Annotated in this window: 22 protein-coding genes and 1 tRNA gene; 17 read left to right on the forward strand and 6 right to left on the reverse strand. The window is 31.3% G+C overall.

Annotated elements, in window-relative coordinates; translation table 11 throughout:
• A partial coding sequence (locus tag Q0910_RS18985; RefSeq protein ID WP_299219877.1) for a hypothetical protein occupies window positions 1-884 on the reverse strand: 884 nt, incomplete at its 3' end.
• Window positions 885-1,240: 356 nt separating this feature from the next.
• On the opposite strand from Q0910_RS18985, the gene Q0910_RS18990 reads away from it, so the two are divergent.
• Together Q0910_RS18990 and Q0910_RS18995 are read left to right on the forward strand one after the other, a co-directional pair.
• A tRNA-Gly gene (locus Q0910_RS18990) sits at window positions 1,241-1,313 on the forward strand.
• Window positions 1,314-1,475: 162 nt separating this feature from the next.
• Window positions 1,476-2,411, forward strand: coding sequence for a lysylphosphatidylglycerol synthase transmembrane domain-containing protein (locus tag Q0910_RS18995; RefSeq protein ID WP_299219879.1), 936 nt, complete (start codon window positions 1,476-1,478; stop codon window positions 2,409-2,411).
• A gap of 6 nt (window positions 2,412-2,417) precedes the next feature.
• Here the strand turns inward: Q0910_RS18995 and Q0910_RS19000 are convergent, their stop codons facing one another.
• Entirely contained in the window at window positions 2,418-3,518 is a 1,101-nt protein-coding gene (locus Q0910_RS19000) for a glycosyltransferase family 2 protein (protein ID WP_299219880.1), read from the reverse strand.
• 20 nt (window positions 3,519-3,538) lie between these two features.
• A complete protein-coding gene (locus tag Q0910_RS19005) occupies window positions 3,539-5,497 on the reverse strand; it encodes a tetratricopeptide repeat protein (protein WP_299219882.1) in 1,959 nt (652 codons plus the stop codon).
• Between the two features lie 288 nt (window positions 5,498-5,785).
• Between Q0910_RS19005 and Q0910_RS19010 the strand changes: the two genes are divergently transcribed.
• The 9 genes from Q0910_RS19010 to Q0910_RS19050 all read left to right on the forward strand — a co-directional run bounded on the left by Q0910_RS19010 (window position 5,786) and on the right by Q0910_RS19050 (window position 16,705).
• A complete protein-coding gene (locus Q0910_RS19010; RefSeq protein ID WP_299219884.1) occupies window positions 5,786-6,361 on the forward strand; it encodes an acyltransferase in 576 nt (191 codons plus the stop codon).
• Window positions 6,362-6,364: 3 nt separating this feature from the next.
• Window positions 6,365-7,318 carry a Gfo/Idh/MocA family oxidoreductase gene (locus tag Q0910_RS19015; protein ID WP_299219888.1) on the forward strand — a complete coding sequence of 318 codons (954 nt, stop codon included), beginning with the start codon at window positions 6,365-6,367 and terminating at the stop codon, window positions 7,316-7,318.
• A gap of 175 nt (window positions 7,319-7,493) precedes the next feature.
• Complete coding sequence (locus Q0910_RS19020; RefSeq protein ID WP_299219891.1) at window positions 7,494-8,186, forward strand: WbqC family protein; 693 nt, start codon at window positions 7,494-7,496, stop codon at window positions 8,184-8,186.
• Entirely contained in the window at window positions 8,183-9,097 is a 915-nt protein-coding gene (locus tag Q0910_RS19025; RefSeq protein WP_299219894.1) for a glycosyltransferase family 2 protein, read from the forward strand. The genes Q0910_RS19020 and Q0910_RS19025 overlap by 4 nt, the downstream gene beginning before the upstream one ends.
• Before the next feature lie 48 nt (window positions 9,098-9,145).
• Window positions 9,146-10,753 (forward strand): hypothetical protein, encoded by a 1,608-nt coding sequence (locus Q0910_RS19030; RefSeq protein WP_299219896.1) that lies wholly within the window; start codon window positions 9,146-9,148, stop codon window positions 10,751-10,753.
• A gap of 113 nt (window positions 10,754-10,866) precedes the next feature.
• Entirely contained in the window at window positions 10,867-11,526 is a 660-nt protein-coding gene (locus Q0910_RS19035; RefSeq protein WP_299219898.1) for an acetyltransferase, read from the forward strand.
• Window positions 11,527-11,595: 69 nt separating this feature from the next.
• Entirely contained in the window at window positions 11,596-13,290 is a 1,695-nt protein-coding gene (locus Q0910_RS19040; RefSeq protein ID WP_299220336.1) for an HTTM domain-containing protein, read from the forward strand.
• Between the two features lie 40 nt (window positions 13,291-13,330).
• A complete protein-coding gene (gene rffA, locus Q0910_RS19045; protein ID WP_299220341.1) occupies window positions 13,331-14,461 on the forward strand; it encodes a dTDP-4-amino-4,6-dideoxygalactose transaminase in 1,131 nt (376 codons plus the stop codon).
• A 6-nt stretch (window positions 14,462-14,467) separates the two neighbouring features.
• A complete protein-coding gene (locus tag Q0910_RS19050) occupies window positions 14,468-16,705 on the forward strand; it encodes a hypothetical protein (RefSeq protein WP_299219899.1) in 2,238 nt (745 codons plus the stop codon).
• 17 nt (window positions 16,706-16,722) lie between these two features.
• On the opposite strand, the gene Q0910_RS19055 is transcribed toward Q0910_RS19050, so the two are convergent.
• The 3 genes from Q0910_RS19055 to pepE are packed head-to-tail and all read right to left on the reverse strand — an operon-like array spanning window position 16,723 to window position 18,836.
• Complete coding sequence (locus Q0910_RS19055) at window positions 16,723-17,151, reverse strand: hypothetical protein (protein ID WP_299219901.1); 429 nt, start codon at window positions 17,149-17,151, stop codon at window positions 16,723-16,725.
• A 55-nt stretch (window positions 17,152-17,206) separates the two neighbouring features.
• A complete protein-coding gene (locus Q0910_RS19060) occupies window positions 17,207-18,121 on the reverse strand; it encodes a glutaminase (RefSeq protein WP_299219903.1) in 915 nt (304 codons plus the stop codon).
• A 7-nt stretch (window positions 18,122-18,128) separates the two neighbouring features.
• On the reverse strand, window positions 18,129-18,836 hold the full coding sequence (pepE, locus tag Q0910_RS19065; RefSeq protein ID WP_299219906.1) for a dipeptidase PepE: 708 nt from the start codon (window positions 18,834-18,836) through the stop codon (window positions 18,129-18,131).
• Between the two features lie 149 nt (window positions 18,837-18,985).
• Here pepE and Q0910_RS19070 point away from each other — a divergent pair, with 149 nt between their 5' ends.
• The 6 genes from Q0910_RS19070 to Q0910_RS19095 all read left to right on the forward strand — a co-directional run bounded on the left by Q0910_RS19070 (window position 18,986) and on the right by Q0910_RS19095 (window position 25,816).
• On the forward strand, window positions 18,986-19,735 hold the full coding sequence (locus tag Q0910_RS19070; protein WP_299219908.1) for a carboxypeptidase-like regulatory domain-containing protein: 750 nt from the start codon (window positions 18,986-18,988) through the stop codon (window positions 19,733-19,735).
• A 144-nt stretch (window positions 19,736-19,879) separates the two neighbouring features.
• The gene (locus Q0910_RS19075; protein WP_299219910.1) at window positions 19,880-20,638 is read left to right on the forward strand and encodes a hypothetical protein; all 759 of its coding nucleotides are present in this window, start codon (window positions 19,880-19,882) and stop codon (window positions 20,636-20,638) included.
• Window positions 20,639-20,728: 90 nt separating this feature from the next.
• Window positions 20,729-21,235, forward strand: coding sequence for a DUF6702 family protein (locus tag Q0910_RS19080; protein ID WP_299219912.1), 507 nt, complete (start codon window positions 20,729-20,731; stop codon window positions 21,233-21,235).
• Between the two features lie 61 nt (window positions 21,236-21,296).
• Window positions 21,297-23,609: a M1 family metallopeptidase gene (locus tag Q0910_RS19085; protein ID WP_299219913.1), complete on the forward strand. Its 2,313-nt coding sequence runs from the start codon at window positions 21,297-21,299 to the stop codon at window positions 23,607-23,609.
• Window positions 23,610-23,698: 89 nt separating this feature from the next.
• Complete coding sequence (locus Q0910_RS19090) at window positions 23,699-23,992, forward strand: twin-arginine translocase TatA/TatE family subunit (protein ID WP_118458160.1); 294 nt, start codon at window positions 23,699-23,701, stop codon at window positions 23,990-23,992.
• A gap of 330 nt (window positions 23,993-24,322) precedes the next feature.
• Complete coding sequence (locus Q0910_RS19095; protein ID WP_299219916.1) at window positions 24,323-25,816, forward strand: S8/S53 family peptidase; 1,494 nt, start codon at window positions 24,323-24,325, stop codon at window positions 25,814-25,816.
• The last annotated feature ends 30 nt before the right edge of the window (window positions 25,817-25,846 follow it).

The raw sequence follows: 25,846 nt of genomic DNA on the forward strand, positions 1-25,846 counted from the left end.
GTGAAACCAGTTCTACCTGTAAATCCTGTTCTTCCGGTAGCACCTGTGAATCCAGTTCTACCTGTAAATCCTGTTCTTCCGGTAGCACCTGTGAAACCAGTTCTACCTGTAAATCCTGTTCTTCCGGTAGCACCTGTGAATCCAGTTCTACCCGTAAATCCTGTACGTCCGGTAGCACCAGTGAATCCAGTTCTACCTGTAAATCCTGTTCTTCCGGTAGCACCTGTGAATCCGGTTCTACCTGTAAATCCTGTACGTCCGGTAGCACCTGTGAAACCAGTTCTACCTGTAAATCCAGTTCTACCAGTAGCACCTGTGAATCCTGTCGGGCCAGTAGGTCCAGGAAGACCGATGGTTCCTATATTTGTTATTGTACCATCTTCAGCTGTATAAGTAAAAGTACCGTCACCATTATCAATAAGTGTAGATATCGTTTCAGCAACACTGCCACCTCCGTTGGATAAGGATATAGTGTTTCCGCTTTGACTTAGTATCTGTATTTCATTAGTAGGATCTGAATCGGGATCGTTAATTAAAGAAGTTAAATCAACGGATCCTCCATTTTCAAGAGTAAGTATATTGGTAGTAGAATTAAATGTTAGTGCTTGATTATCATTACCTGAACAAAGGCTTGTCCAACTATTATTATTGTATTGAAAAATACAACTATCGTCAATGTTATATACCAAAGCTCCATTCAATGGAGTAATTGCATTCATTTGTGAGGTAGTAACCCGTGTCAAAACAAAAGCTTTGTCAACGCTTTCTAACTCTAATATAGAGGAAGTGTCTATTTGATTAGGATTGTCACCAACTTTTACCTGAGCATATACATGAGCAAATGACGACAATATACATATAAAAAGAAGTAATTTTACCTTCATAGGCTGTAGGAAATTTCTTTTTAAAAAAGAGTTTTACCTCTTTTTGTTTGGGGTTATCACGTAACTTAGTTTAATTGAACAAAATTAACCTCTTATCTAAGCAAATATAGATAAGTTGCTAATATATTAATATTTTCTTAACTACAAAAATACATATTTTATCCGATTAAAAGCATTTTTTTTCGATAAAATGCTTTTTTGCTGATTTTTAGTATTTAATTAAGTTGTTGTTAATCAGCGTGAATAACCATTTTATTTGATCTTAAAGTATATAGTGTATAAATAAATATGTTAAAAATAATTTAATTTTTAATTTTTATTTTTGAAGAAATCTAATACATTTGCGGTCAGTTAAAGCGGGAGTAGCTCAGTTGGTAGAGCGTCAGCCTTCCAAGCTGAATGTCGCCGGTTCGAACCCGGTCTCCCGCTCAAAAGCCTCTTCGTAACGATGAGGCTTTTTTAGTTTATATTCTTCAAGTCATAAGGGTTTTTAAGGGTTTTTTCTTGAGCTGATTTTTATAGTTAGAAGAGATTTTTGCGCAGTAATACTTACATTCGTTATTTTGACTTTAAATAGTTGTTGTTTTATTTATGGGAAATAGAAATTTTATAAATATTAGCTTTTGGTTAAAATTCCTTGGAATTATCCTGCTTTCTTATCTAATCTATAAAGTGGGGTGGAAAGAAACTTTAGATTCAATCAAGAAAGTTTCTTTTTTTCATATACTGGTAGGAGTGTTAATTTTATGGATCGCTTTTTATTTGAAAAGTGCAAGATGGAAAATTATCTCCAATTCTTATGGAATTCCATTAGGAAAATATAAAGCTTTAAAAGTTTTTTTTATAGGTCTTTTTTTGGCGAATATTACACCAGGACGTTTGGGAGATTTTGGAAGGCTACTTTATATTAAGGATGATTTACCTTCTCAAAAAATTGGATGGTCCAGTCTAATTATGGATCGTCTTTTTGATTTAATTTGTTTGTTGCTTTTTAGTTTTTCTGCTATTATTTATTATCAGTTTAGTTTTTATATTATGAAACTACCCAAAGAATATGGGGGAATTGTTCTTTGGCTATTGGGAGTGCTAGGATTCTTTTTAATTCTTTTTAGATACAGAAAGAAGTTTAGAAAAATTATCAAACCTTGGTGGGAAGCATTTAATTCCCACGATTTAGGATGGCTTAAAAGTGGTCAAGGTTTTGTGATTACTTGTCTTAGTATGGTGTTAATTTATGGAGTTTTTAATTATATAGCTTGGGCAATGAGAATTGAGATTGATCATTTGGGGCTATTTCTTGGGACTTTTATTTTAGGAATACTAACATTACTTCCAATTACTGTATTAGGAATTGGAGTACGAGAAACATCTCTTGTTGTAATTTTTCAATTGTATAGCCTTCCGGCTGAAGATGCTATTGCATTATCGTTAATTATTTTTCTACTGCAACTTATTTCTTTCATTCCCGGAGCTATTTGGTTTTATCTTTCGCCTATAAGGTTAAAGGATTTAAAACAAGTAAAATAACAGCTATTATTTTGATAATCTTTCATTATCCTGGATATCCATCCACATTGCAAATAATAGAGATTGGAAACCGGATATTGTTAGAAAAATAAATATGATTAGGTAATCTGTTGGTGTTTTCGAATTTGGTATGAAAAAGTTAGCAATTAACTGATATAGAAAATAACTATTTATAATACCGATAATAAATGCTACCCAATACAATAAATATAGTGGATGAAAGCTACGATATAAATATTTTGTTTGGAGTCTTGTAAAAAAGCATCGAATTAATAAAAACAAAATGGGTAGAGAAACTTTGATAATATTTAATTTTGATTTTTCTCCTACGCCATATATTGGTTTTATTTTTACTTCTCGAATAGTGCAAAATGCTATGTTTAGTTTTACTAATAAATCATTAGGCATTCCATACCTTTTGTAGATGTCGTATAAAGGTACAGAGTTTAGTGCGTTATTAGATATGGCTGTATATCCACTCTGGGTATCGGATACTCCCCAATATCCTGAAGCAACTTTTGTTAGAATGCTAAGAATTGAATTTCCTAAAAAGCGCACTCTTGGTATTATTACCCAGGCACTTTTATGAATTAACCGATTCCCTTTTACATAATCTATTCCTTCATCAACCACTGGTTTGCAAATGGATTCTAACTCATCAGGATCCATTTGTCCATCTCCAGCCATAACCGCAGTACAATCAATGTCATGATCTTTGCACCATTTATATCCAGTAGCAATAGCAGCACCAACACCTCCATTTGTAAGATGCTTGATCACTACAATTTTCTCTTGATCAGGATTTTTGTTTACAATTTCCGAAGGAGTGAACTTTTGGATCTCATCAATACTTTTTTGCTTAACTTCTATATCTGCACGATTATAAATGTTTGGTACAATCTCATTTTTTAGGTTTGAAGTTAGTTTAAGGTCGGATGCGTTGTTACTTAAATGTTTCATAACCGTGCCTATGGTATCATCTTTTGATGCATCGTCCACTACTATAATTCGATCGACAAATGATGGCATGCTATCAAGAACCATCATTATTTGCTGAGACTCATTGTAGCAAGGTACTACTACTGCGATTGTTTTATTATTAAGCATTGTATTTTTTTGTAATTGTATTAGTTGTCAATATTATCTGTTGCCCACTTTAAATTATTTTTGGCTAATTGAAAACTAGGACTAATCTCCAAAGCTTTTTTGCAAGCTTCAGCTCCTAATTTCCATTGTTTTAATTGATTATAAGAAGCACATAAGTTATTATAAGCATTTGCATTGTTTGGATCGATTTTTAGAATTTCTTTGCAAGTTTCTATCGCCTTATTATAATTTCTGGCATCATAATATTTTAAACTAAGTTCTGTGTAATTTTCAATAGAATTAGCCTCTTTTATATTGTTTTCAAGATCTGTTATTTCTTGTTGATAGTTATTTGCCTTTCCAGAAATTTTAGCTAATAGTTGTTTTGATCTTATATGGTTAGGACTTTTTTGAATAGCTAGGTTAAGATATTTTTCAGCTTCGGCATACCTTTTTTTATCAATTAGAAAAATAGCATAACAGTATTCAGGATCTGGAGAAGATGAGTTTAGATTGAGTGCTTTCTTAAAATGTTCTATAGCTTTGGATTCGTTATTGGTCGAATGAAATAGTATGCCTAGATTAATATGTAGTACGTAGTAATTAGGTAAAAGTTTAAGTGCTTTGTTAAAATATAATAATGCACTTTCATAATTACCTTTTGCCATATGAGTAAGTCCATAGTTCATAAGACCTCTTCCGTTATTAGGGCTTTTTTGAGTAACATCGAGCCATAAGGTTTCTGAGGAGGACCACACTTCTGTTCTGTTTATTGTGCCTATTCCATGTGCTATAAAAACCAATATGGATGTTGAAATGATAATAATTTTGTGTTTTTTGAATAATTCATATTTCTTTAAGAGATAAAATATTCCATACGGTATTGCTATAAAAAGGCCTATATACGGAAAGAAAGTTCTGTGATCATTTGCAATTTGGAACAAAGGGTTTATAGCTGTTGGCAATAGAGCGATAAAAAACCACGCTATCCCAAAAGAAATTGGTCTTAGATTCTTTTTAAGAGATGTTTTAATCATTAAGGTAAACATGGATATAATGATTAATAATCCAAAGATATTTTTAATATGATACCAAGGTTTTATTATAGCAAGATCTGGATCCGCACTTAAATTAATAGGTAGCAAGAAGTTTGCTAAATAATGAACCGTTACATACCATTGTGTGCTAAAATACTCGAACCTTGAAACTCCATAATTTGTGGAATTGGTTGAAGATGGAGTTAGAAAGTATTGATTAAATATAAAAAGTGATATAGCGATTATTCCAACAGGTGCAATTTTTTTAGCAAGTAATACGACATTTTTAAAAGTATCTTTTTTAAAATTAGCTATTAATGAATCTTCTTCAAATAATAATACATATACTCCTAAAATAGGAAAAAACATAACTCCGGTTTGTTTTGTCCAGATTCCAATAATCATAGTTATAATGTATAAAAACCATTTTCTACCAACAGGATGGATGTAAAGTAGGAGAGAAGCAACAATGCATAAAGTAGAGAATGAGTCAGAACGGGCACAGATGTAATTAATGGTTTCCGCATTGGCGGTATGTAATGCAAACCAGGCTGTTGCAAAAAGAGCGATTACTCCAACATACCTGTTATCTATTAAAGAAATTCGATATAGATGTTTCGATAATATATGAACAAGAACTATGAGTACAATAAACCAAAAAAAGATATGATAATGATAATATCTGGAATCTAAACCTCCTGCTATCGAATAGTCTATCGCATTCATTAGTGTTACCAGAGGTCTGTAAGCCCTATTGGCAGGTAATGCGCTAAAGGTATCAGCATCCGTAAAAAAATTAGTCCAATTTTCTAAGCTTCGAATAGATTCGTTCTCGGAGATCGTATGTTTATCATCAAAAAAAAATGGGTTATCAAAATGACCTAAATACACTACTATAGTAGACGTAATTATAAATATCAAGAATAAAATCTCAAATTTCCTAGAAGCAAAATCTTTAAGCATATGAATCTTGAGGTGTTAGAAAATTAGTATTAATGATATGTAAGCTTTACTTTAATATTCTTTTCCGTTGAACACAGGTTGTGAGTATATATAGATTTAGGAGTTAAATATAATAGTTTTAAGTTGTTTTAGATATTGATGTAAATAAATATTTTCGGGATATGGTAAGGTTTTATCCATGTACTTGAATTTTTGAAATAAAACAAAACGAATTATTTTATATTTGAGAATCTTAAATAAAGAGATTAAATCAAAGTATACTTTTTTAAGAATAATTAAATTGTACGGATGGATAATGAATATTTTGCTCACGAAACAGCTGTTATTGATTCTGATTGTCAAATTGGAAATACTACTAAAATCTGGCATTTCTCCCATATTATGTCTGGATCTGTAATAGGTGAGAATTGTAATATAGGTCAAAATGTTGTGATTTCACCTGAAGTAATTTTGGGTAATAATGTAAAAATTCAAAATAATGTTTCTTTGTATACCGGTGTTATTTGTGACGATAATGTGTTTTTAGGCCCTTCTTGTGTTTTTACCAATGTTATCAATCCTAGAAGTGCAATAAATAGAAGAGGTGAATATGCTAAAACTCATGTGGGTAAAGGAGCAACAATTGGTGCAAATGCTACTATAGTTTGTGGTAATGATATAGGTATCTATGCTTTTATTGGTGCCGGTGCTGTTATTACTAAAGAAGTTAAACCATATGCTTTAATGGTAGGCAATCCTGCAAAGCAAATAGGATGGATGAGTGAGTATGGGCATAGACTACATTTTGATATAAATCAAACCGCTATTTGCTCAGAAAGTAATGAGAGATATGAACTTATTGATGGAAACGTTTTTAAAATATAATACATGGAGAATAAAAACTTTGCTATTATGGGTGTTGGAGGTTATATAGCTCCCAGACATCTAAAAGCGATTAAGGATACGAATAATAATTTGATTGCGGCACTTGATAAATTTGATAGTGTGGGTATTATTGATAGTTATTTTCCTGAGTCACATTTTTTTGTAGAATTTGAACGTTTTGATCGGCATATTGAGAAACTAAAAAGAAGAAGGAGTATCCAGCTTGATTATGTAAGTATTTGTACACCAAATTATCTTCATGATTCTCATATTAGAATGGCATTAAGAAGAGGAGCAAGTGCTATCTGTGAAAAACCTCTAGTACTGAATCCTTGGAATATTGACGCATTGGTTGAAATTGAAAAAGAATCTGAAGGAAATGTAAATACTATTTTACAATTACGATTGCATCCTAGTATTATTGCTTTAAAAGAAAAAGTAGACAATGGACCAAAAGATAAAGTATATGATTTTGATTTAACGTATTTAACTTCTAGGGGCAATTGGTACCATGCTTCCTGGAAGGGAGATGTTTCTAAATCAGGAGGTGTAGCTACAAATATTGGTGTACATTTTTATGATATGTTGTCATGGGTTTTTGGAGAAGTGAAAAGTAATAAGGTTCATTTGTTGACGAATGATAGTGCTTCGGGGTACTTAGAATTCGAAAAAGCTAGAGTACGATGGTTTTTGTCTATTAATTATGATAATATTCCCGATGCTATAAAAGCACAGGGTAAGAGAACATATAGATCTATAACTATTGATAATGAAGAGATTGAGTTTAGTACTGGATTTACAGAATTACATACAAGAAGTTATGAAGGAATATTAAAAGGTAAAGGATATGGACTTTTGGATGCTAAAACCTCGATACAAATTGTACATGATATTAGAAATGCTGAGATTTCTCCTTTACAAGAGGATTATCATCCTTTTGTAAAGGAAATTAAATAATGAAAGTATTAGTTCTTTTTATATAATAGAGCGTATTAAATAAATTACCAGAAAATTTCTTTAAGTTTATATTTAAAAATGTTTTTACACAAGAAGCTAAAACTTATTACAAAGTTTTTAGTTTATTTTTTTTGATAGGTTAAATGGATAACTTTTTTAGAATTAAAAGATAATAATGAAGAAAATAGCTATATCTCAATCAAACTATATACCATGGAAAGGATATTTTGATATGATTAATATGGTAGACACCTTTGTTATTTATGATGAAGTCCAGTATACTAAAAATGATTGGAGAAACCGAAATATTTTAAAAACTAAAAAAGGTTTAGAATGGATTACTATTTCGGTAAAACAAAATAACCTTCATCAAACGATTGACGAAACAGAAGTTTTTTTGCAAAAATGGAATCGTAAACATTGGGGGACTTTACAAGCTATATATGGTAAGTCACCTTTTTTTAAACAGTATAAAGAAAGATTTGAAAATTTGTATTTAGGTATAGATACACATTTACTAAGTGAGATTAATAAAAAGTTTATTTTAGAGATTTGTGATATATTAGAAATTAAAACACAAATTATTAATAGCAGAGAACTTTTTCTAAAGGGAGATGCGAATGAAAGATTGATTGATGCTTGTGAAAAATTGGAGGCAACAACATACGTTTCCGGACCAGCAGCAAAAGCCTATATTGATGAACATTTGTTCAGAAAAAGTGCTATTTCCATAGAATGGATCGACTATTCTGGTTATAAAGAATATAAGCAAATGTGGGAGCCATTTGAACATGGTGTAAGTGTCTTAGATTTGATTTTTAACAAAGGAGATGAAGCAAAGACATTTCTAAAAACATTTAACTCATGAAATTATCTGTAGTTACAACCTTATATAAATCTGAACGATTTGTAAAAGAATTTTATGAGAGGATAACAAAAGTTGTTCAAGAAATTACTGATGATTATGAACTGATTTTTGTAAATGATGGATCTCCAGATAGTTCTAATTTAGAAGTGTTAAGTGTCAGAGAATCTGATAAAAAAGTTAAGCTTATAGAACTTTCTAGAAATTTTGGTCATCATAAAGCAGTAATGACTGGATTGAGGTATGCTAGCGGAGACTATATATATCTTTTGGATATTGATTTAGAAGAACCACCAGAGTTGTTAAGAGAATTTTATGCTAATTTAATAAAGCGAAAGGTTGATGTGGTATACGGAGTACAAGAAAAAAGAAAAGGAAAATATTTTGAAAAAATGACAGGCAAGTTCTTTTATAGGATGTTTAATTTAATGTCTGAAATACCTATAGAAGAAAATATTTTAATGGCTCGTTTAATGAATCGAGAATACCTAGATGCTTTGAAAAAGTACAAAGAAAAAGAGTTGTTTTTGGGAGGTGTTTTTGCTATGGTAGGTTATAAGCAGGTTTCTATTCCTGTTGCTAAGGGTTCAAGACCAGATACTACATATACGTTTAAGAAAAAAATGAGTCTTTTAGTGAATGCAATTACGGCTACCTCTAACCGACTTTTGATTTATGTTTTCTATTTAGGTTTGATAGTCAGTATTACTTCATTTGCTTATCTTGTGTATTTTGTAATTCGTGCAGTGTTTTATAAAGATTACTTAGAAGGTTGGCCTTCATTAATAGTTTCTATATGGTTTTTGAGTGGTTTAATTATTATCAGTATTGGTATATTGGGTATTTATTTATCTAAAATATTCAACGAAGTTAAACAAAGACCGTTAACAGTAATTTCTAAAATTTATGATTAAATATATAGACTTGTTTTTCTTTTTTGATTCATTTTTTATAAGTTCTATATGATACGACAAATAAATGTAGAGTTTGTAAGAAAATATCTTTTTTCACTATTACTAATCGTATCTGTTTTACTTTTTTTTATTATTCATTTATTTTTTACGATTAAGTTCGAGTCCAATGATGATGTTGTAATGGCATTGATTTCATCAGGTGCCTATAGTGGAGATATTGATAATCATTTAGTATTTATCAATATGCTTTATGGATCTCTTCTTAATCTTTTTTATTATCTAATTCCGGCATATGAATGGTATCCTATATCTTTTGTAATTATAAATATTTTATCTGTTACTTTAATTAGTTGGACTATTTTAAGAACTACTAATAATAAGTTAGAAAAACTCATTTTTTTACTTTTTTTATTACTGGTTTTTCTGGAAATAACTGTACAACTCCAATTTACGAAAACTGCAGCGATAGCGGCGGTGTCAGGTGTAATTCTATTAAAAGAGACTAAAGGCAAAATGTTATATGGAGGGATGTCTCTGATTATATTAGCGTCTATTATTCGATTTGAAGCAACTCTTTTAGTGTTGCTTATTGTTATGCCGATATTTTTTCTTGACTTTTTTAAAGATAGAAAATTTCGTTTTAATTTTCGAATTAAAGTGTTGCTGGTTACTGTAATGATAAGTTTTGTCTGTAAAGCAATTGATTATGTCTACTATGCCCAAGATGCGGAATGGGAGTATTTTTCAAAATATAATAAGTTAAGGGGTAAAATTAATGATAATCCAAACGCAAGGAGCGTGTTTAACAATTTGCCGGAAGGTATAGCTCCAGCAGATTATGATGCACTACTTTCGTTTTTTCCTAATCCAGACACAATGGATTATGAAGCAGTCAAAAAAATTAATTTAGAATTAAATAAAGTTCCTCCGTTTACAAAAATTAGATATATTTTTAGCCTACATTATTATTTGTTGCCTATTTTGTTATTAGCATTTATTGTTATTGCTGCTAGGTATAACAAAGAAAAAAACAGTCCTTCCAATATTGGTATCGCATGGATGTTTGGTTTATTGATGGGAGCTTTGATTTATGTGTCTCTTAATGGAGCTGTAAAAAATAGAGTGTTTTTTGTGGCTTTTGTAAGCTTTATATTGGTATTGCCATATTTGCTGGTTAATTTTTCTTCTTCAATTCAAAAGAAAATTATATTAATCTCGGTATTAGTTTCTACATATTATTTTTATAATAATATTCAAGACACTTTAAAAAATGAAAACTATGCTTTTCAAGTTAAGCAAAATCAATCTAAGATTGTCGCAGAGTATCTGAAAGATGAATCTAAAAAGTTAGTTCCTTATTCAGGAAATTATAGGTTGGAATATTTAAACCCATTTAGAGTTTCTGTTAGTTTTTATACAGATAGGATTTATTTAGGAGGTTGGTTCACAAATATTCCTTTTCATAAAGATAGATTTCAGTCCTTTGATGATTTGATTGATAATTATGGAGTGTTAGTAGATAAAAGATATTATAAGCTGGCAGTATGGCAGATAACTAATAGTATTCTTGAAAATAACAATATTAAAGTGGAACCTAAGGTGGTTTTAAATTATAATGGAAATTACATTATAGAGTTTAATAGAATTCAAAACTAATCGTAAGAATTACTTCGATTCAGTTTTTATGGATTTATAATTAAGTTCTAATAAAGAGTTTAATTACTATCATTTATTTAGTAATTTACTACTATTTAAATCATTTTGTAAAGATGAAATCAATCGTTATCATTGGGACAGGGAATTTAGCAGAAATAGCTATCCAGTATCTTCGAAGAGATCTGGAAAATAAAATTGTAGCTTTTTCTGTAGAAAAAGATTATAACACAGCTATAGAATTTTGTGGGTTGCCTGTCGTAAATTTTGAGGATTTAATAGATAGTTACCCTCCGGAAAGAACTGAATTACTTATTGCTATTGGACCTAATAGGCTTAGTAGTGTTCGAGCGCGGTTATATTTGATGGCGAAAGAACTAGGTTATGATTTAGTTACGTATATTAGTCCTAGAGCATTTGTTTGGGATCCTAAAAATATAGGTGAGAGCTGTTTTATTTTTGATGGTTGTGTTGTGGAACCTGAAACAATTATTGGAGATAATACCGTTATGTGGTCAAGAAGTGTAGTAGCTCATCATTCTGTTATTGGCAAGCATTGTTTTATGGCTCCATCTGCTACAATTTCGGGAAAAGTAATTGTTAAAGATAATTGCTTTATAGGTATTAATGCAACTATTAGAGATCATGTTATTATTGAAGAGAACTGTATTATTGGTTGTGGAGCTGTTATTAAAAAGAATACTAGAAAAAATGGAGTTTACTCAACGAAAGGAACAACTATTTATCATTTAGATAGTATGAATACAAAAGTGTAATTTTATTAAAACTAATAATTTTTGAATTTGATAAAAGAAATACTATTTAAAAAAATTTCCCCAAATGGTTTGTCCGTATTTCGGATAGCTTATTGTTTAGTTTTCTTATCGGAAGTAATAAGAATATTCAATTATAGACAACTTTATTATGATACACTTCCATTTTTAAATCCTCATTTTCCAGATATAAGTGCTTTGTTAATTCTCTGGATGGTTATAATTGTGTTTCTGATTTTAGGGTTTCTAACCAGAATTATGACAATTGTCAATTATATTTTTACACTTGTTTTTATATCTAGCGCTGTTTCATATGAGTATCATATGTTCTATGTGTATTCGGGGGTTAATTTCATGCTTATTTTTTTACCAATTTACTCATCAATTTCGATTGATGCATTAAGAAAGAAAATAAGTTGTTTAAGGCAAGGTTTTTTATATGTAAGACCAAAAGTTTCTAAATTAAATTATCTAATTCCTATATTTATTGCATTAGGACTTGTGTATTTTGATTCTGTTATCTTTTATAAGTTGGAATCTCCCATGTGGTTAAGAGGCTTAGGGTTATGGTTACCTTCTTCATTACCTCAGGTGACTATATCAGATAATCAGTGGTTATTAAATAAGGAGTATTTGATCAAGTTTTTTTCGTATCTGACAATGTATTTTGAGTTTATATTCATTTTCTTGTTTTGGAATAAACGATTTAGGCTACCACTATTGATTATAGGCATTGGTTTACACATTGGAATAGTTGTGGAATATCCTATTCCGCACTTTGGATGGGGCTGTGCCACGATTTATTTATTAATGGTTCCTGTATCTTTTTGGGAAAAATTATCGGGTAAATTATTTCGGAATAAAGAGATTTTTACAATCTATTATGATAAATCTAACATATATTCTCGAGAATTTCAGATGATAGTCCAATCATTAGATATTTTTAATCGCATTAAATATGAAAAAATAAATACAACTAAATCTAGTTCGTTGGATAAAAACAACAACGGGGCATTCACTTATGGAGTAGATTTAAACGAAAATAAATATTCAAAAAACTTTTTGATGAAAAAAATCGTGAAAGTATCACCATTTTGTTTTTTCATAGTTTTTTTAGATACATTATTTATATATAAAAACCCATTAAGACAAGAAGAGGTAATCGATGAACGTTCGGGAATGCTCATGAATTTTGTTGAACTAAAAGATCAGAATTACCAAACTCGAAGTATAATTACCAATGGTATCTTAGTAATGTTTTTCTTTGTATCGTGTTTAGCGCAAATACAAGTTCATTATAGTTTTTTTGACAAAAAAGAAACCACCTTAAAAGTTGATCGCTTTTTGGTAGAACATTTTGGAATTTGTAAACATCCGGTTTTTATGGACATGCATTTTAGAGGATATAGTAATGTTTATGGAATTAAATATAAAGATTCATTTCTGCCATTATTAAATGAAAAAGGAATGCCTGGAAATTATTTGTCCGGCGCTACTTGGGTTAATTGGACCTGGAGAGTGAATAGCCCATATGTTTCTAAGAGTACGCCTACCATAAGAAAAGGGCTTGTAGAATACTCTTCGTTTTGGTCCCACAAAAACAAAATAGACCTTTCTGAAAAACAAGAATTCGAAATCGTACGGAAAAAAATTAGAGTTCCTTTTGAATGGGAAGAAGATTTATTACAAAATAACATAGATTCTCCTTGGGAAAAAGTGGGTAACTTGATATGGGAAAATGAAACTCCTAAGTTGATATGGAACTAAATAAAATTATAAAACAAAATAAAATTAGTTACTATAAATGATGATTCCTTTTAACAAACCCTATATGACTGGGGATGAATTATACTATATCAAGGATGCAGTTGCTCGAGGTAAAATTTCAGGTAATGGATATTATACACAAAAATGCCATGAATATTTTAAACAAAATATTGGTTTTAGGAATTGTCTTCTAACATCATCTTGTACCGATGCTCTTGAGATGGCTGCTATACTTATCGATATTAAGCCAGGGGATGAGGTTATTATACCTTCATACACCTTTGTATCTACTGCAAATGCTTTTGTTTTAAGAGGAGCTAAGATAGTGTTTGCGGATAGTTATCATAATAATCCTAATATTAATGCGGATACCTTAGAAGAATTGGTAACTGATAAAACAAAAGCAATTGTAGTAGTTCACTATGCGGGCGTAGCTTGTGATATGGATAAAATTATGGGAATTGCCAATAAAAATGGTTTATTTGTTATTGAAGATGCTGCTCAAGCAATTGACTCCTATTATAAAAGCAAGCCTTTAGGAGCTATAGGGCATCTAGCTGCATTTTCCTTTCACGAAACAAAAAATATCATCTCTGGAGAAGGAGGTATGTTAGTAATTAATGATGAATTTTTTGATCAACGGGCAGAAATCATCTGGGAAAAAGGAACGAATCGTTCAGCTTTTTTTAGAGGGGAAGTAGATAAATATTCTTGGGTAGATATTGGTTCTTCTTTTTTACCTTCGGATGTTACCGCAGCTTTTTTGTATGCTCAATTAGAGAACTTAGAAAAAATTCAATCCAGAAGAAAACATCTTTGGGATTTTTATTATAAAGGTTTTCAGGAATTAGCATTAGGCGGTTTGGTAAAACTTCCACATATACCTGATTATGCGACAACAAATGGACATTTGTTTTATTTGATTTGTGATTCAATTGAACAGAGAAGTGAACTAATTTCATTCTTAAAAGAATATGGGATTCACTGCGTGTTTCATTATTTATCATTACATAAAAGTCCTTTTTATGAAGAGAACAATCAAACAAAAAGATTGATATACTGTGACAATTTTGCAGACTGCCTGTTAAGATTACCATTGTACTATGAATTGGACATGGAAGATCAAAGAAAAATTATTAGTTTGATAAATGATTTTTTCAATAAAAGATAAGGTTTTATGAAGAATGCGTGGATTCCAAAAATTACAGATCGTGTAATTTTTATTGCTGTAGCAATTATTATAGGAATAACAATGGCTGTATTAAGCTTTGATTATGGTCCATTGGAAGATGCTCGAATTCATATGGAGCATGGAGAACGAATATTAAATTATTTTAAAGGTATTGATGAGAGTGCTTTACTTAGTCCTATTCATGAAGATGGAACATTGGTAGATGTAGGCAGAAATAAAGAGTATGAGCATAAGGGGATGAATGGTTTTGGGGGCTTTTTTGATTTATTATCTAGCTTTTTGCATCAGTATTTTGATTTTTTAGGTAATAAATATGAGTTTAAGAACTTTTTAAACGCCATTTTTGGTTTTTTACTTTTTTTATTCTGCGGTCTTTTAGGTAAGGAGTTAGGAGGATGGAGAGTTGGTTTGTTAACATTAATATTTATTGTATTAGTTCCTCTAACTTTCGGATATTCTATGAATAATCCTAAGGATATTCCAGCTGCAGCCTTCTATTTGTTTTCCATATTTCATATCGTAAAATTAGTAAAGGAACTACCTGTAATTACAATCAAAAGAGCACTGTTTTTGATTGTAAATATGTCACTTTTGGTAAATATCAGACTTATTGGGTTTCTTGTTTTTGGCTATCTTTTACTAGCAGTTTTTAGTTGGTGGGTTCTTGAAAATTATCATAAAGGATTTAAAAATATTCATATTAAGAATACATTAATCCTGATGAGTAAGACAATAGCTATATGTTGTATTGCATATATAAGTATTAGTTTGTTATGGCCATATGCCCAAATAAATCCTTTATTGAATCCAATTAAAGTATTTATAGCTGCAAAAGATTTTAGAGGTTTTGAGAATTTACAACTATTCGAAGGAATCTGGAAAAGCAGTTTCGATATGCCTTGGTATTATGCGATAAAAAATTTATTTATTATCATGATGCCGTTACACGCTTTTTTAGGCTTTTTTCTTATCCCTTTACTTTACTATAAAAATGTCAAGCAAAAAAATATACTCCTTATTTCAATTGTTTTATTTGCTTCCGTTTTCCCTATGTTTTTGATAGCTGTAGCAAATCCTAATAGTCATGATGGTTCGAGGCAATTTATGTTTACAGTTTTACCAATAGTAATATTAAGTGCATTCGGTTGGTATAAGCTATTTAAAATTTTACCCACTAAAAATATAACTAGACTGGTTTTCGGGATAATGGTGCTCTTAATGTTACAACCCTTGAAGTTTATGGTGCAGTATCATCCCTTACAAGCACTATACTTTAGCCCAATAGTAGGAGGTGTGTCTGGGGCATTTGGTAATTATGAGATAGATTATTATGGGGTTGCAGTAAAATCTGCTGTAGACTGGTTAGAAGAAAATGTTGGCGATAAAGACGATCCGCCAAAAGTGCGTATGTATTATGGAAGTCAAACAAAGCTGAATTATCAGAATGAAGAAAAAATAGGTTTAAAGTATATAAAAGACCGCAGGTCATCTTTAGATTGGGATTATTCTATCGTTTTATTAGCCGAAGGAAAATATAATAAAGATCATATAAACGTAAACTGGTCTAAAGAAAATACAATACACGAGGTAAAGATTGATGATATACCTATTTGCTTTATTATAAAGAATCATAAAAATGCTGATAGACATATAACGGAGTTACGATCAGAGTTGAAAAAAAAACCATCTTCAAATAAATATGGACAATTGGCTTTGTTAGAATATGATCAAGGAAATTACTACAATAGTGTTAATGCATTAAAAGAAGCAGTTCGATTGGATCCAAATAATTATTTAGCATTTAATAATTTATGTTCAGTTTATAATAACCTTTTACTTTTTGATGAAGCCAGATTGGCATGTGAAAAGGCCTTGTTAATAAAATCAAATATGCAACTTGCAAAAAACAATATGAGGGTTTCTATTCGTGGTATTCAAAAAAGAAAGGCTAAAAACTTAACAGTTCGGGAGTATAATTTAATTAGTGACAATTATTATAAATTAGGAGAACAAAGAAAAAGTATTAATGCTTCATTAGAACTACTAGAAAAAGATCCTAATAACCCAATTGCATTTAATAACTTATGTACATCTTATAACCTATTGGGAGAATATAAGAAGGGAATAGAGGCGTGCGAAAAAGCGATAGCGTTAGCTCCGAATTTTCAAATGGCAAAAAATAATCTCAAATGGGCTAAAGAATCTTTGAAAAAACAACAATGATTTAGTTCTATATAAATTTACTTAGACATCAACCTTTTTATTAACTCTAAGTTATTCTTGGCTAATTGAAAATTAGGGTCCAATTCAATAGCCTTATTACAATGCTTAATTCCATTTTCGAATTGTCTTATCTCTCCATAGGCAAAGCATAAATTATTATGAGCAACTTTGTTGTTTTCATTTATGGATAACACCTCCAGGTTTGTTTTAATACTCTCTTTGTATTTTTTTTGGATCATAAATTGAACTCCTTGTTGTATTAAAGAGTTCTCTTTCTGTAATTCTTCTTGATTGAGTGTTTTTTCTACTTGAACTATAACAGCTTTATCTTCAATTTTACTTTTGTTTTTGGAGGTAATTATAAAGAAAATGGCAGATGGAATTATCAAGAAAATGAGAAACTCAAGTGCTATAAATATTTTTTTATTCTTGGTTTTATTGTCCATAGTATTATCTAATTTCCGAATGAGTTCAAATATAATAAGATTACTAAAATACTTTTTAAAAAATAGAAAACCCAGTCAAAGTCGTCAACCTTTCTAGCGCATACATTCCTAATTCTGAGTTCCCTTTAGGATTAAGAGGTGGACTCCATACAGTTACGGCATATTGACCTGGATGAATAGCTGCAATTCCTCCACCTACGCCACTTTTACCTGGTAAACCCACTCTAAAACTAAATTCTCCTGCCTCATCATAAAAACCACAGGTTTGCATAATTGCATTAATACGCTTTACTTTTCTACCCGAAATTATTTGAGTGTCATCAGATAAGGTTTTTCCGGCATTAGCATAAATCATAAAGGCAGTTGCTAATTCTTTGCATGACATCTCAACGGAACATTGATAAATGTAAAGATCTAAAACAGTTTCTATATCATTTTTTATGTTGCCAAAAGATTTCATAAGATTCAGCAAAGCAGCATTTCGATGACTATATTTCTTTTCAGAATCAAAAACTCTTGAATTAATATTAATCCCCGTGTTTCCTGTAATTTTGTGTATAAAATCCAAGAACTCTTGTTGAGGGTTTTCTGATATAGAAACTAAGATATCAGCAATAACAAGTGCGCCTGCGTTAATAAAAGGATTTCTTGGGATTCCATTTTCATACTCTAACTGAATCAATGAATTGAAAGGGTCTCCCGATGGTTCTACATCTACTCGCTCAAATAATTCATCATCCAATAAAGACATTGCCAGTGTTAATGAGAATACTTTAGAAATACTTTGGATAGAAAAACGCTCGTTCTCATTACCAAAACCATAATGTCCGGAATTAATGCAGTATAAATGCATTCCGAATTTATCAGGATCAATCTTAGCTAATTCCGGAATATAAGTAGCCACTTTTCCTGTAGTAGGTTTGGCTAATGTTTCAGATTTAATTGTATCAAGAATTTTCTGGTATTGCATACATCAATTAGTTTAATTCTGATAAAGAACTACCAGGTGTTATTTCATAAGGACTTTTATTTTGTTCAAAAATTCTTGCAGATAAATTACCTTTTAAGGTAATATCGTTTTTATGAATTCTTAACCAACTTCCTTCTCTAAGTCCGACTACAGGCTGTGGGTTTATCGTATGAAATTCCTTAATACGTGTTTCTCGGGTTTCACCTTTATGCGTAGAATTGGGATCAGGATCCAGATAATGTGCGTTTACATTAAAAGTCATGATTCCTAAAGTTTTAAGACTTGGAGGATGTACTATTGGCATATCATTGGTTGTCTGCATAGTAAGCCCGCATATATTACTTCCGGCACTGGTTCCTAAATATGGTACGCCAGAATCTATTGCTCTTTTTAGAGGTTTTATTACTTTATTTCGGTATAACTGGTCCACCAGAAGAAATGTATTTCCTCCACCTGTAAAAATACCTTGTGTGTTTTTAAAAGCTTCTACAGTATCTGAAAACATATGTATACCGAGTACTTTTTTATTAATTTTCTTAAAAATATTATTAACACCAATAGTATATTCATCAAGAGAAATTCCTCCAGGACGAGCATAAGGAATAAATAGTATTTCATCAGAATCAACAAAAAGCTCAATTAAGGCCTCAAATAAATATTCTAATGGACCGCTTCCGTGAATAGTAGAGGTGCTGGCTATTATACAGTTTTGCATGAAGTTGTTTTTTTAGTAAAGGTAGTTTAACGTTTTCTTATAAAGAAATCTTCTCAGCATATTGAAAAAATGTAGTATCTTCAATAAAAACAAATTTAATTCGGCTTACTATGAAAATGAAATTATCCTTACTTTTTATATGTTGTGCAATGAGTTTTTCATTCGCGCAGATTACCTCTAGAGTTATGATTGACGGACGTATTAGTGCGCCAATAGGCGACGATGTAGAAGGGGTAGTTGTGTATAATCTTACTACTAAAAAAGGAACTATTACTGATAATAAAGGTGATTTTAGAATCAGTGTTGGTGCCAATGATAAAATAGAGATTATAGCTATGCAGTATCAGAAATTTGTAGTGTTGATTGATAAAGGAGTTTTAGATAATAAAAGGTTGAATATTTTCCTAAATGAATCTGTAAATCTTTTGGACGAAGTAATAGTAACGCCTTATGACTTGTTAGGAAATGTCTCCATTGATGTAAAAAAAATTGGTGTGGAGGATAGCGGAATTGAAGAAGTAGCTAAATTAACATCTGCTAGGATTAACGATACAGATTACGATTGGACGGCAGATGAACTTTCTGAATTAGAGAATAAAGTGTTTTTAGAAGATAGAATGATTTATGGACTTAATTTTGTCAATCTTTTTAAGGTTGTTTTTCAGGATAAAGATAAAAAAGATAGTAAAAAGCCAGTGGATATTGATGTTCAAGTTCGAAATATATATAATGATGAATTTTTTAAAACAAATTTAGCATTAGAAATGGATCAGATTAATGACTTTATATTTTTTGCAGAAGAAAACGGACTTAATAATTCATATCTAGAAGAAGGAAATGAACTTAATTTGATAGAATTTTTGGTTTCTCAAAGCAAAGCATATAAGGATCGTAAATAGTATCTAGATATTGACAGCGCAACACTTTTGGTTTCTCTTCGTCTTTTGTGGTGATGTGACGAAGTACTAAGGATCGCTTTATCTAAAGAAAACTAATGGTGTGAAGTTTTCCTTTTGATTTTAGTCATGAAACTAATTCAGTGTATGACTAGGATATTACCCGTTTTATTTTTTCTTTTCGTTTTAGTAAATACTTTTGGTCAATCTCAAAGATTAAAGGGTAGAATTATAGCCGACTCGTTAGAAGATTTTGCAATTAACATTGTGAATTACACTAAGAAAATAGGAACCACAAATGATCAGAGAGGTAATTTCGAAATTCCTGCAACCGTTAATGATTCAATTATTTTTTCTTCAGTTCAATATGAGGTGATTTCCATTTTAGTTAAAGATGATGATCTGAATAATGAAAATTTTCAAGTAAAGCTGAATCCAGTTATTCGTAAACTTGAAGAGGTAAACGTGAGTAATGTAAATCTTTCAGGAAATATAGATAAGGATACGAAGTATATAGAAATTAAACCTTTTGTAAATAATAAAAGTTTAGGCTTGCCATTCAGAGATATAAAACAGCCGACACAAATAGAAAGAAAAATTTATACTGCAAAATCAGGTATTATTGATCGACCTATCAATTACTTAAATGGGACATTAAAAAAACTAAAACGGATAAAAGCTCTTCAAGATTTAGATAGGCTGATTCAAAAAGGAGAGGCCTCATTTAGTATGAGTTTTTTTACAAAGGATTTGGGAATACCAGAGACCTTAATCTCTGATTTTATGTACTATTGTGCAAAAGATAAGTACTTCGAAAACTTATTAGAGAATACAAAAAGATTATCCTTGCTAGAGTTCTTCCAAGAAAAAGCGAAATTTTACAAAGAGCATAAAGAAATTGATTAATAAATATTCTCTTTTTAGACAATAAGATATTTTTGGCACAATATTTTATGTCAAAATAGTACATTTACCATCTTTTAAAATTATAATAAATTGAAGAAATTACTATTTATTTTACCTGTACTTCTGGTTTTTCTAAGTTCTTTTACGGTGCTCCATAAATTTTATGTTAGCGTCACTCAAATAGAATATAATGAGGAACAAAAGTCATTGCAAATTATTTCAAGAATTTTTATCGATGATATTGAGGAAGTGCTTAGAAAACGATATGATGAAACCATAGAATTAGTTTCAGAAAAACAAGAAACCAAAGTAGATCAATATTTGAGCACATATTTAAATCAAAAATTAGCCATTACTGTTAATGGTCAAGAAGTGTTTTTTAATTTCATCGGAAAAGAATATGATAACGATCTTGTACTATGCTACCTGGAAGTAGACAATATTCCCTCACTCGAAACAATAACAGTTTCTAATCAAGTTTTGATGGACTTTTTTGATGAACAACAGAATATCGTACACGTGAAAAAAGGGAAAAAACGCAAAAGTCTTATCCTCGAAAAAGAAAAGGATAAAGGCATGTTAAAGTTTAGTGAATAAATCATTAAACTTTTAAAAAACAACTATTTTGCGATTTATTAGTTAACACAATTACACTCTAATGAAAAAAATACTTTTTATCCTTTCAGTTACTTTTTTTGTTTCTGCCTCAGGATTGTATGCACAAAACCAAAATGAAAGCGAAGAAACTCGTGAGTTGGGGCATACAAATCAAAATAAATTTAAGCAAATGTATGATGAGTTTGCAACTCCTAATATGTACAGAACTGCTTCCGGAGCTCCAGGATCTGCATACTACCAGCAACAGGCAGATTATAAAATGGATATTGAGCTTGATGATAAAAACAAAAAGCTTACCGGTAAAGAAACGATAACATATACGAACAATTCTCCTGATAATTTAGAATTTCTGTGGGTACAGCTAGATCAAAATATGAGATCCAGAGAATCTAAAACTCCTTTAATCCAACCAACAGGTGTGGATGCAGCAGATCCACCAAGTCGATTTGTTGGTAAGTATTTGGGAGAAGGTTTTGATGGAGGGTTTAATATTACTGCGGTTAAAGATGCTAGTGGTAAACCATTACAATATACTATCAATAGGACAATGATGCGTGTAGAGATGCCAAAAGACTTGGCTTCTGGAGCAAAATTTGTGTTCTCAATAGATTGGTGGTACAATATCAATAATCACGTTGACGGCAGAGGAAGATCAGGTTACGAAGAATTTGAAGATGGTAACAGAGCATATGTAATTGCCCAGTTTTATCCAAGAATGGCAGTTTATAATGACGTAGAAGGTTGGCAAAATCACCAATTTTGGGGTAGAGGAGAATTCGCACTTCCATTTGGAGATTTTGATGTAAATATTACAGTTCCTTCAGATCATATTTTAGATGCTACTGGTGTGTTGGTAAATAGAAAAGAAGTTTTTTCTAAAGAGATGATGAATCGTTATGAGAAAGCGAAAAAATCATACGATGAGCCAGTAGTTATAGTAACTCAAAAAGAAGCTGAAGCTAAAGAGAAGACTTTTTCTGAAAGCAAAAAGACCTGGAAACTAAGCGCTAAAAATGTACGTGATTTTGGATTTGCAACGTCCAGAAGATTTATCTGGGATATGATGGCAGTGAAAATAGGAGGAAAGGATGTAATGGCAGTTTCTATGTATCCAAAAGAAGGAAATCCATTATGGGAAGATTGGTCAACTAAAGCTGTAGCCAGTACGTTAAAATCATATAGTAGAATGACTTTTGATTATCCTTATCACAAAGCTATCTCTGTACATGCTAAGAATCAAGGGATGGAGTATCCGATGATTTGCTGGAATTATGGAAGACCTGATAAAGAAGGAAAATTTAGTAATCGCACAAAATTCGGAATGATGAGTGTGATTATTCACGAAGTAGGGCACAATTTCTTCCCTATGATCGTTAATAGTGATGAGCGTCAATGGACTTGGATGGATGAAGGTCTTAATACATTTGTACAGTACGTAGCGGAGCAAGATTTTGGAGAGTGGTATCCTGATGCGATTGCACCTTTAAAAAAATACCCATCAAGAAGAGGTCCTGCACCTAAAATTGTACCTTACATGAGTGGTGATCAGAGTTTTATTTCGCCGATTATGTCACAGTCTAATAATATTCATCAGTTTGGTTCTAATGCATATTCTAAGCCGGCTACCGGATTAAATATCCTTAGAGAAACTGTAATGGGTAGAGATCTTTTTGACTATTCATTTAGAACATATTCTCAGAGATGGATGTTTAAACATCCAACACCAGAAGATTTCTTTAGAACAATGGAAGATGCATCTGCAGTAGATTTAGATTGGTTCTGGAGAGGATGGTTTTATACAACGGATTATACGGATATTGGTGTAAAAGATGTAAAGAAATATGTAGTTTCTAAAGAACCAAACCAAAGAGCAAAAGATTTTGCTGCCGCAAGAGGAGCTAAAATTGAGGATTTCGGACCATTAGTATTTATGGTAGAAGAAGGCAGTGATGAATATGAAGCGATTAAGAAGAATGGTAACATTATCGATGATGCAAAAACATTGAAAGAATACTTAATAGATAATTTCTCAGTTCAAGAGAGAGAAGTGATTAAAGAACCAAAGTATTTTTATGAAGTTACTTTCGAAAAACCTGGAGGTCTAGTGATGCCATTGATAGTAGAGTATACATATGAAGACGGAACTTCTGAAACCATAACGTATCCTGCAGAAATATGGAGAAAGAATGATGCAGCAGTTAAAAGAGCGATAGCTTCAGAAAAAGCAATTTCTAAGATTGTGGTAGATCCTAACCAAGAAACGGCGGATATAGATACTTCGAACAATAGCTGGCCTCAGAATAAAAAACTAGGTAAGTTTGATAAATTCAAAAATAAAGTAAAAGGTCAATAAGTTAAAAAACCTTTAAATTATAAATTAAAGCCGTTCGTGATTGCGAACGGCTTTTTTCTGTACATTATTGTAGCTATATTTGCAATGTTATGATAGCATTACCATTATTCATAAGTGGAACAGAGATCGCCTTTATAGTATTTATATTGGTTATGGTTTTTGGCGCTGATAAAATACCTGAAATCGCTCGAGGTTTAGGCAAAGGAATGCGCATTGTTAAGGATGCTACTAACGATATTAAGTCAGAAATTACCAAGAGTGCAGAAAAACATGGTATCGATACCGATATCCCTACTTCTATTACTTCGGATATTAAAAAGGAAATAACACAGGTAAAAAAGGATATTGAAGACGTTACAGGTCCTGTAAAACGTAAATTCTAATTTCTACTTCTGCAATTTTTATCATTTCGATAAAATCAACCTTTATTTTTGTTTCTTCTTCAAAAAAATCACCTTTTTTTTAAGTTAATTTTATTTTGTAGTCTTTTTCTGTAAAACCCTTATAAACATTGGTATTTGACACCGTTTTTTGGTCTTATGCAAGCATAGTAACAATAATTTTTTTGAGATTCTTTCAATATAACGCATTAATATTTGGATTTTATTTAATAAATTAGGAGTGAAATTAACTAAATGATAATTATTTGATATTTTCAGGGAATGACTACCTCAAAAAATCAATAACACACAAACTCATTAATTTATACTAAAATGAAAAAAATTATTACACTAGTATTAGGGCTTTTCCTCGTCCTATCATGTTCTCAAGAAGATTCCACCGAAATTATTGATGAAAGCTCAGAATCTCAAAAAATTCTCTCCGTTGAAGAAATAAACTCTTTTATAGAAAAACAACTTAAGCAGAATGGTGATTTAGATTGGACTACAGATGCATCAGCACATATATTATATAGTGCAGTAATGCATGGAGGTGAAGTGTTGACAATCGGTTTTGGGGAAAAGGGAGAAAGTTTTATTGATGGAACTCAACGATCTCCTAGATTAAACAATATTATAGAAGGTATATATAATACCGTACAAAGTATTGAAGGAGTTACACGTTCCAATGTTCAGGTATCACAAGATGGTACATTGAATGTCTTGGATGTAAAAGTTAAGAAATTAGAAACCATTGTAGAGTTAAAAGCAATGGACAATATTCGTTACCTGGAACCAAATGGCTACGGATTCTACCTTAAGGAAGAAGTGCAACAAAAGTCTGCTGGTTGCAGTCAAAGTGGACAATCAATCAATAGCGGTGATTATAGTGTGATCTCTCCTAATGCGAGACTACCTTGGAACTACAAAAATCATAATATTGATGATGCTTGGAGTCTTAGTACTGGAGCTGGAATTACCGTAGGTCTCATAGATACTGGCTTATCGGCTAACCAAAATCTTTTAGGAAACGGATTTAATGATGGTGCTTCTAATGGTAGATCTGTGCAACGTTTTGGGACATTTATTGATTCTCCTTGGTGGTGGTCTAATAATGTTGATGGACCTAATGATAGATGTGGTCACGGAACTCAGATGGCATCCGCTATAGCATCACCACGTAATAATGATTTTATGCCAGTTGGTGTTGCATACAATTCTAATTTGGTAGCGTATAGAGGAACAGAGGATGTTGTTTTAAACGATTATCATGAGCGTAAAGGAGTAAGTAACGCGTTAAAAGCATTAGGAAATAGAAGTGATGTTAAAATAATTTCAATGTCGGTTGGATATCCTTGGTCAATTGGTAATGTAAAAGACGCTGTAAAATATGCATACGGAAAAGGTAAAATGATCATGGCTGCAGGTGGAACTTCTACCACTTTTACGAATTGGTATGGTGTTATATTTCCAGCAAGTATGAGTGAAACAGTGGCAGTGACAGGATTAAAAGATAATGGATATAATCGTTGTGATATTTGTCACGATGGTAATAAAATTGATTTTACTATTATTATGCAGAGAGCTAGTAATACTAGTAGAACAGTACCAGTATTAGGATTTAATAGTGGTACAGAATCTTATGTTGGTGGATCTTCTGTAGCAACAGCTATGACAGCCGGTATTGCGGCATTAGTATGGGCACGTAATCCTAATATGTCTAGAGCACAAGTATTGGATAAGTTAAAAAGAGCTGGAGAGTTTTATCCTAATCGTAATAGTAAGTTCGGTTATGGCAATATAGATGCTCTGAAAGCGGTACAATAATAAGTGAATTAGCAATTGTAGTTACTAATA

Source organism: uncultured Aquimarina sp. (genome assembly GCF_947495315.1).
Classification (GTDB): Bacteria; Bacteroidota; Bacteroidia; order Flavobacteriales; family Flavobacteriaceae; genus Aquimarina.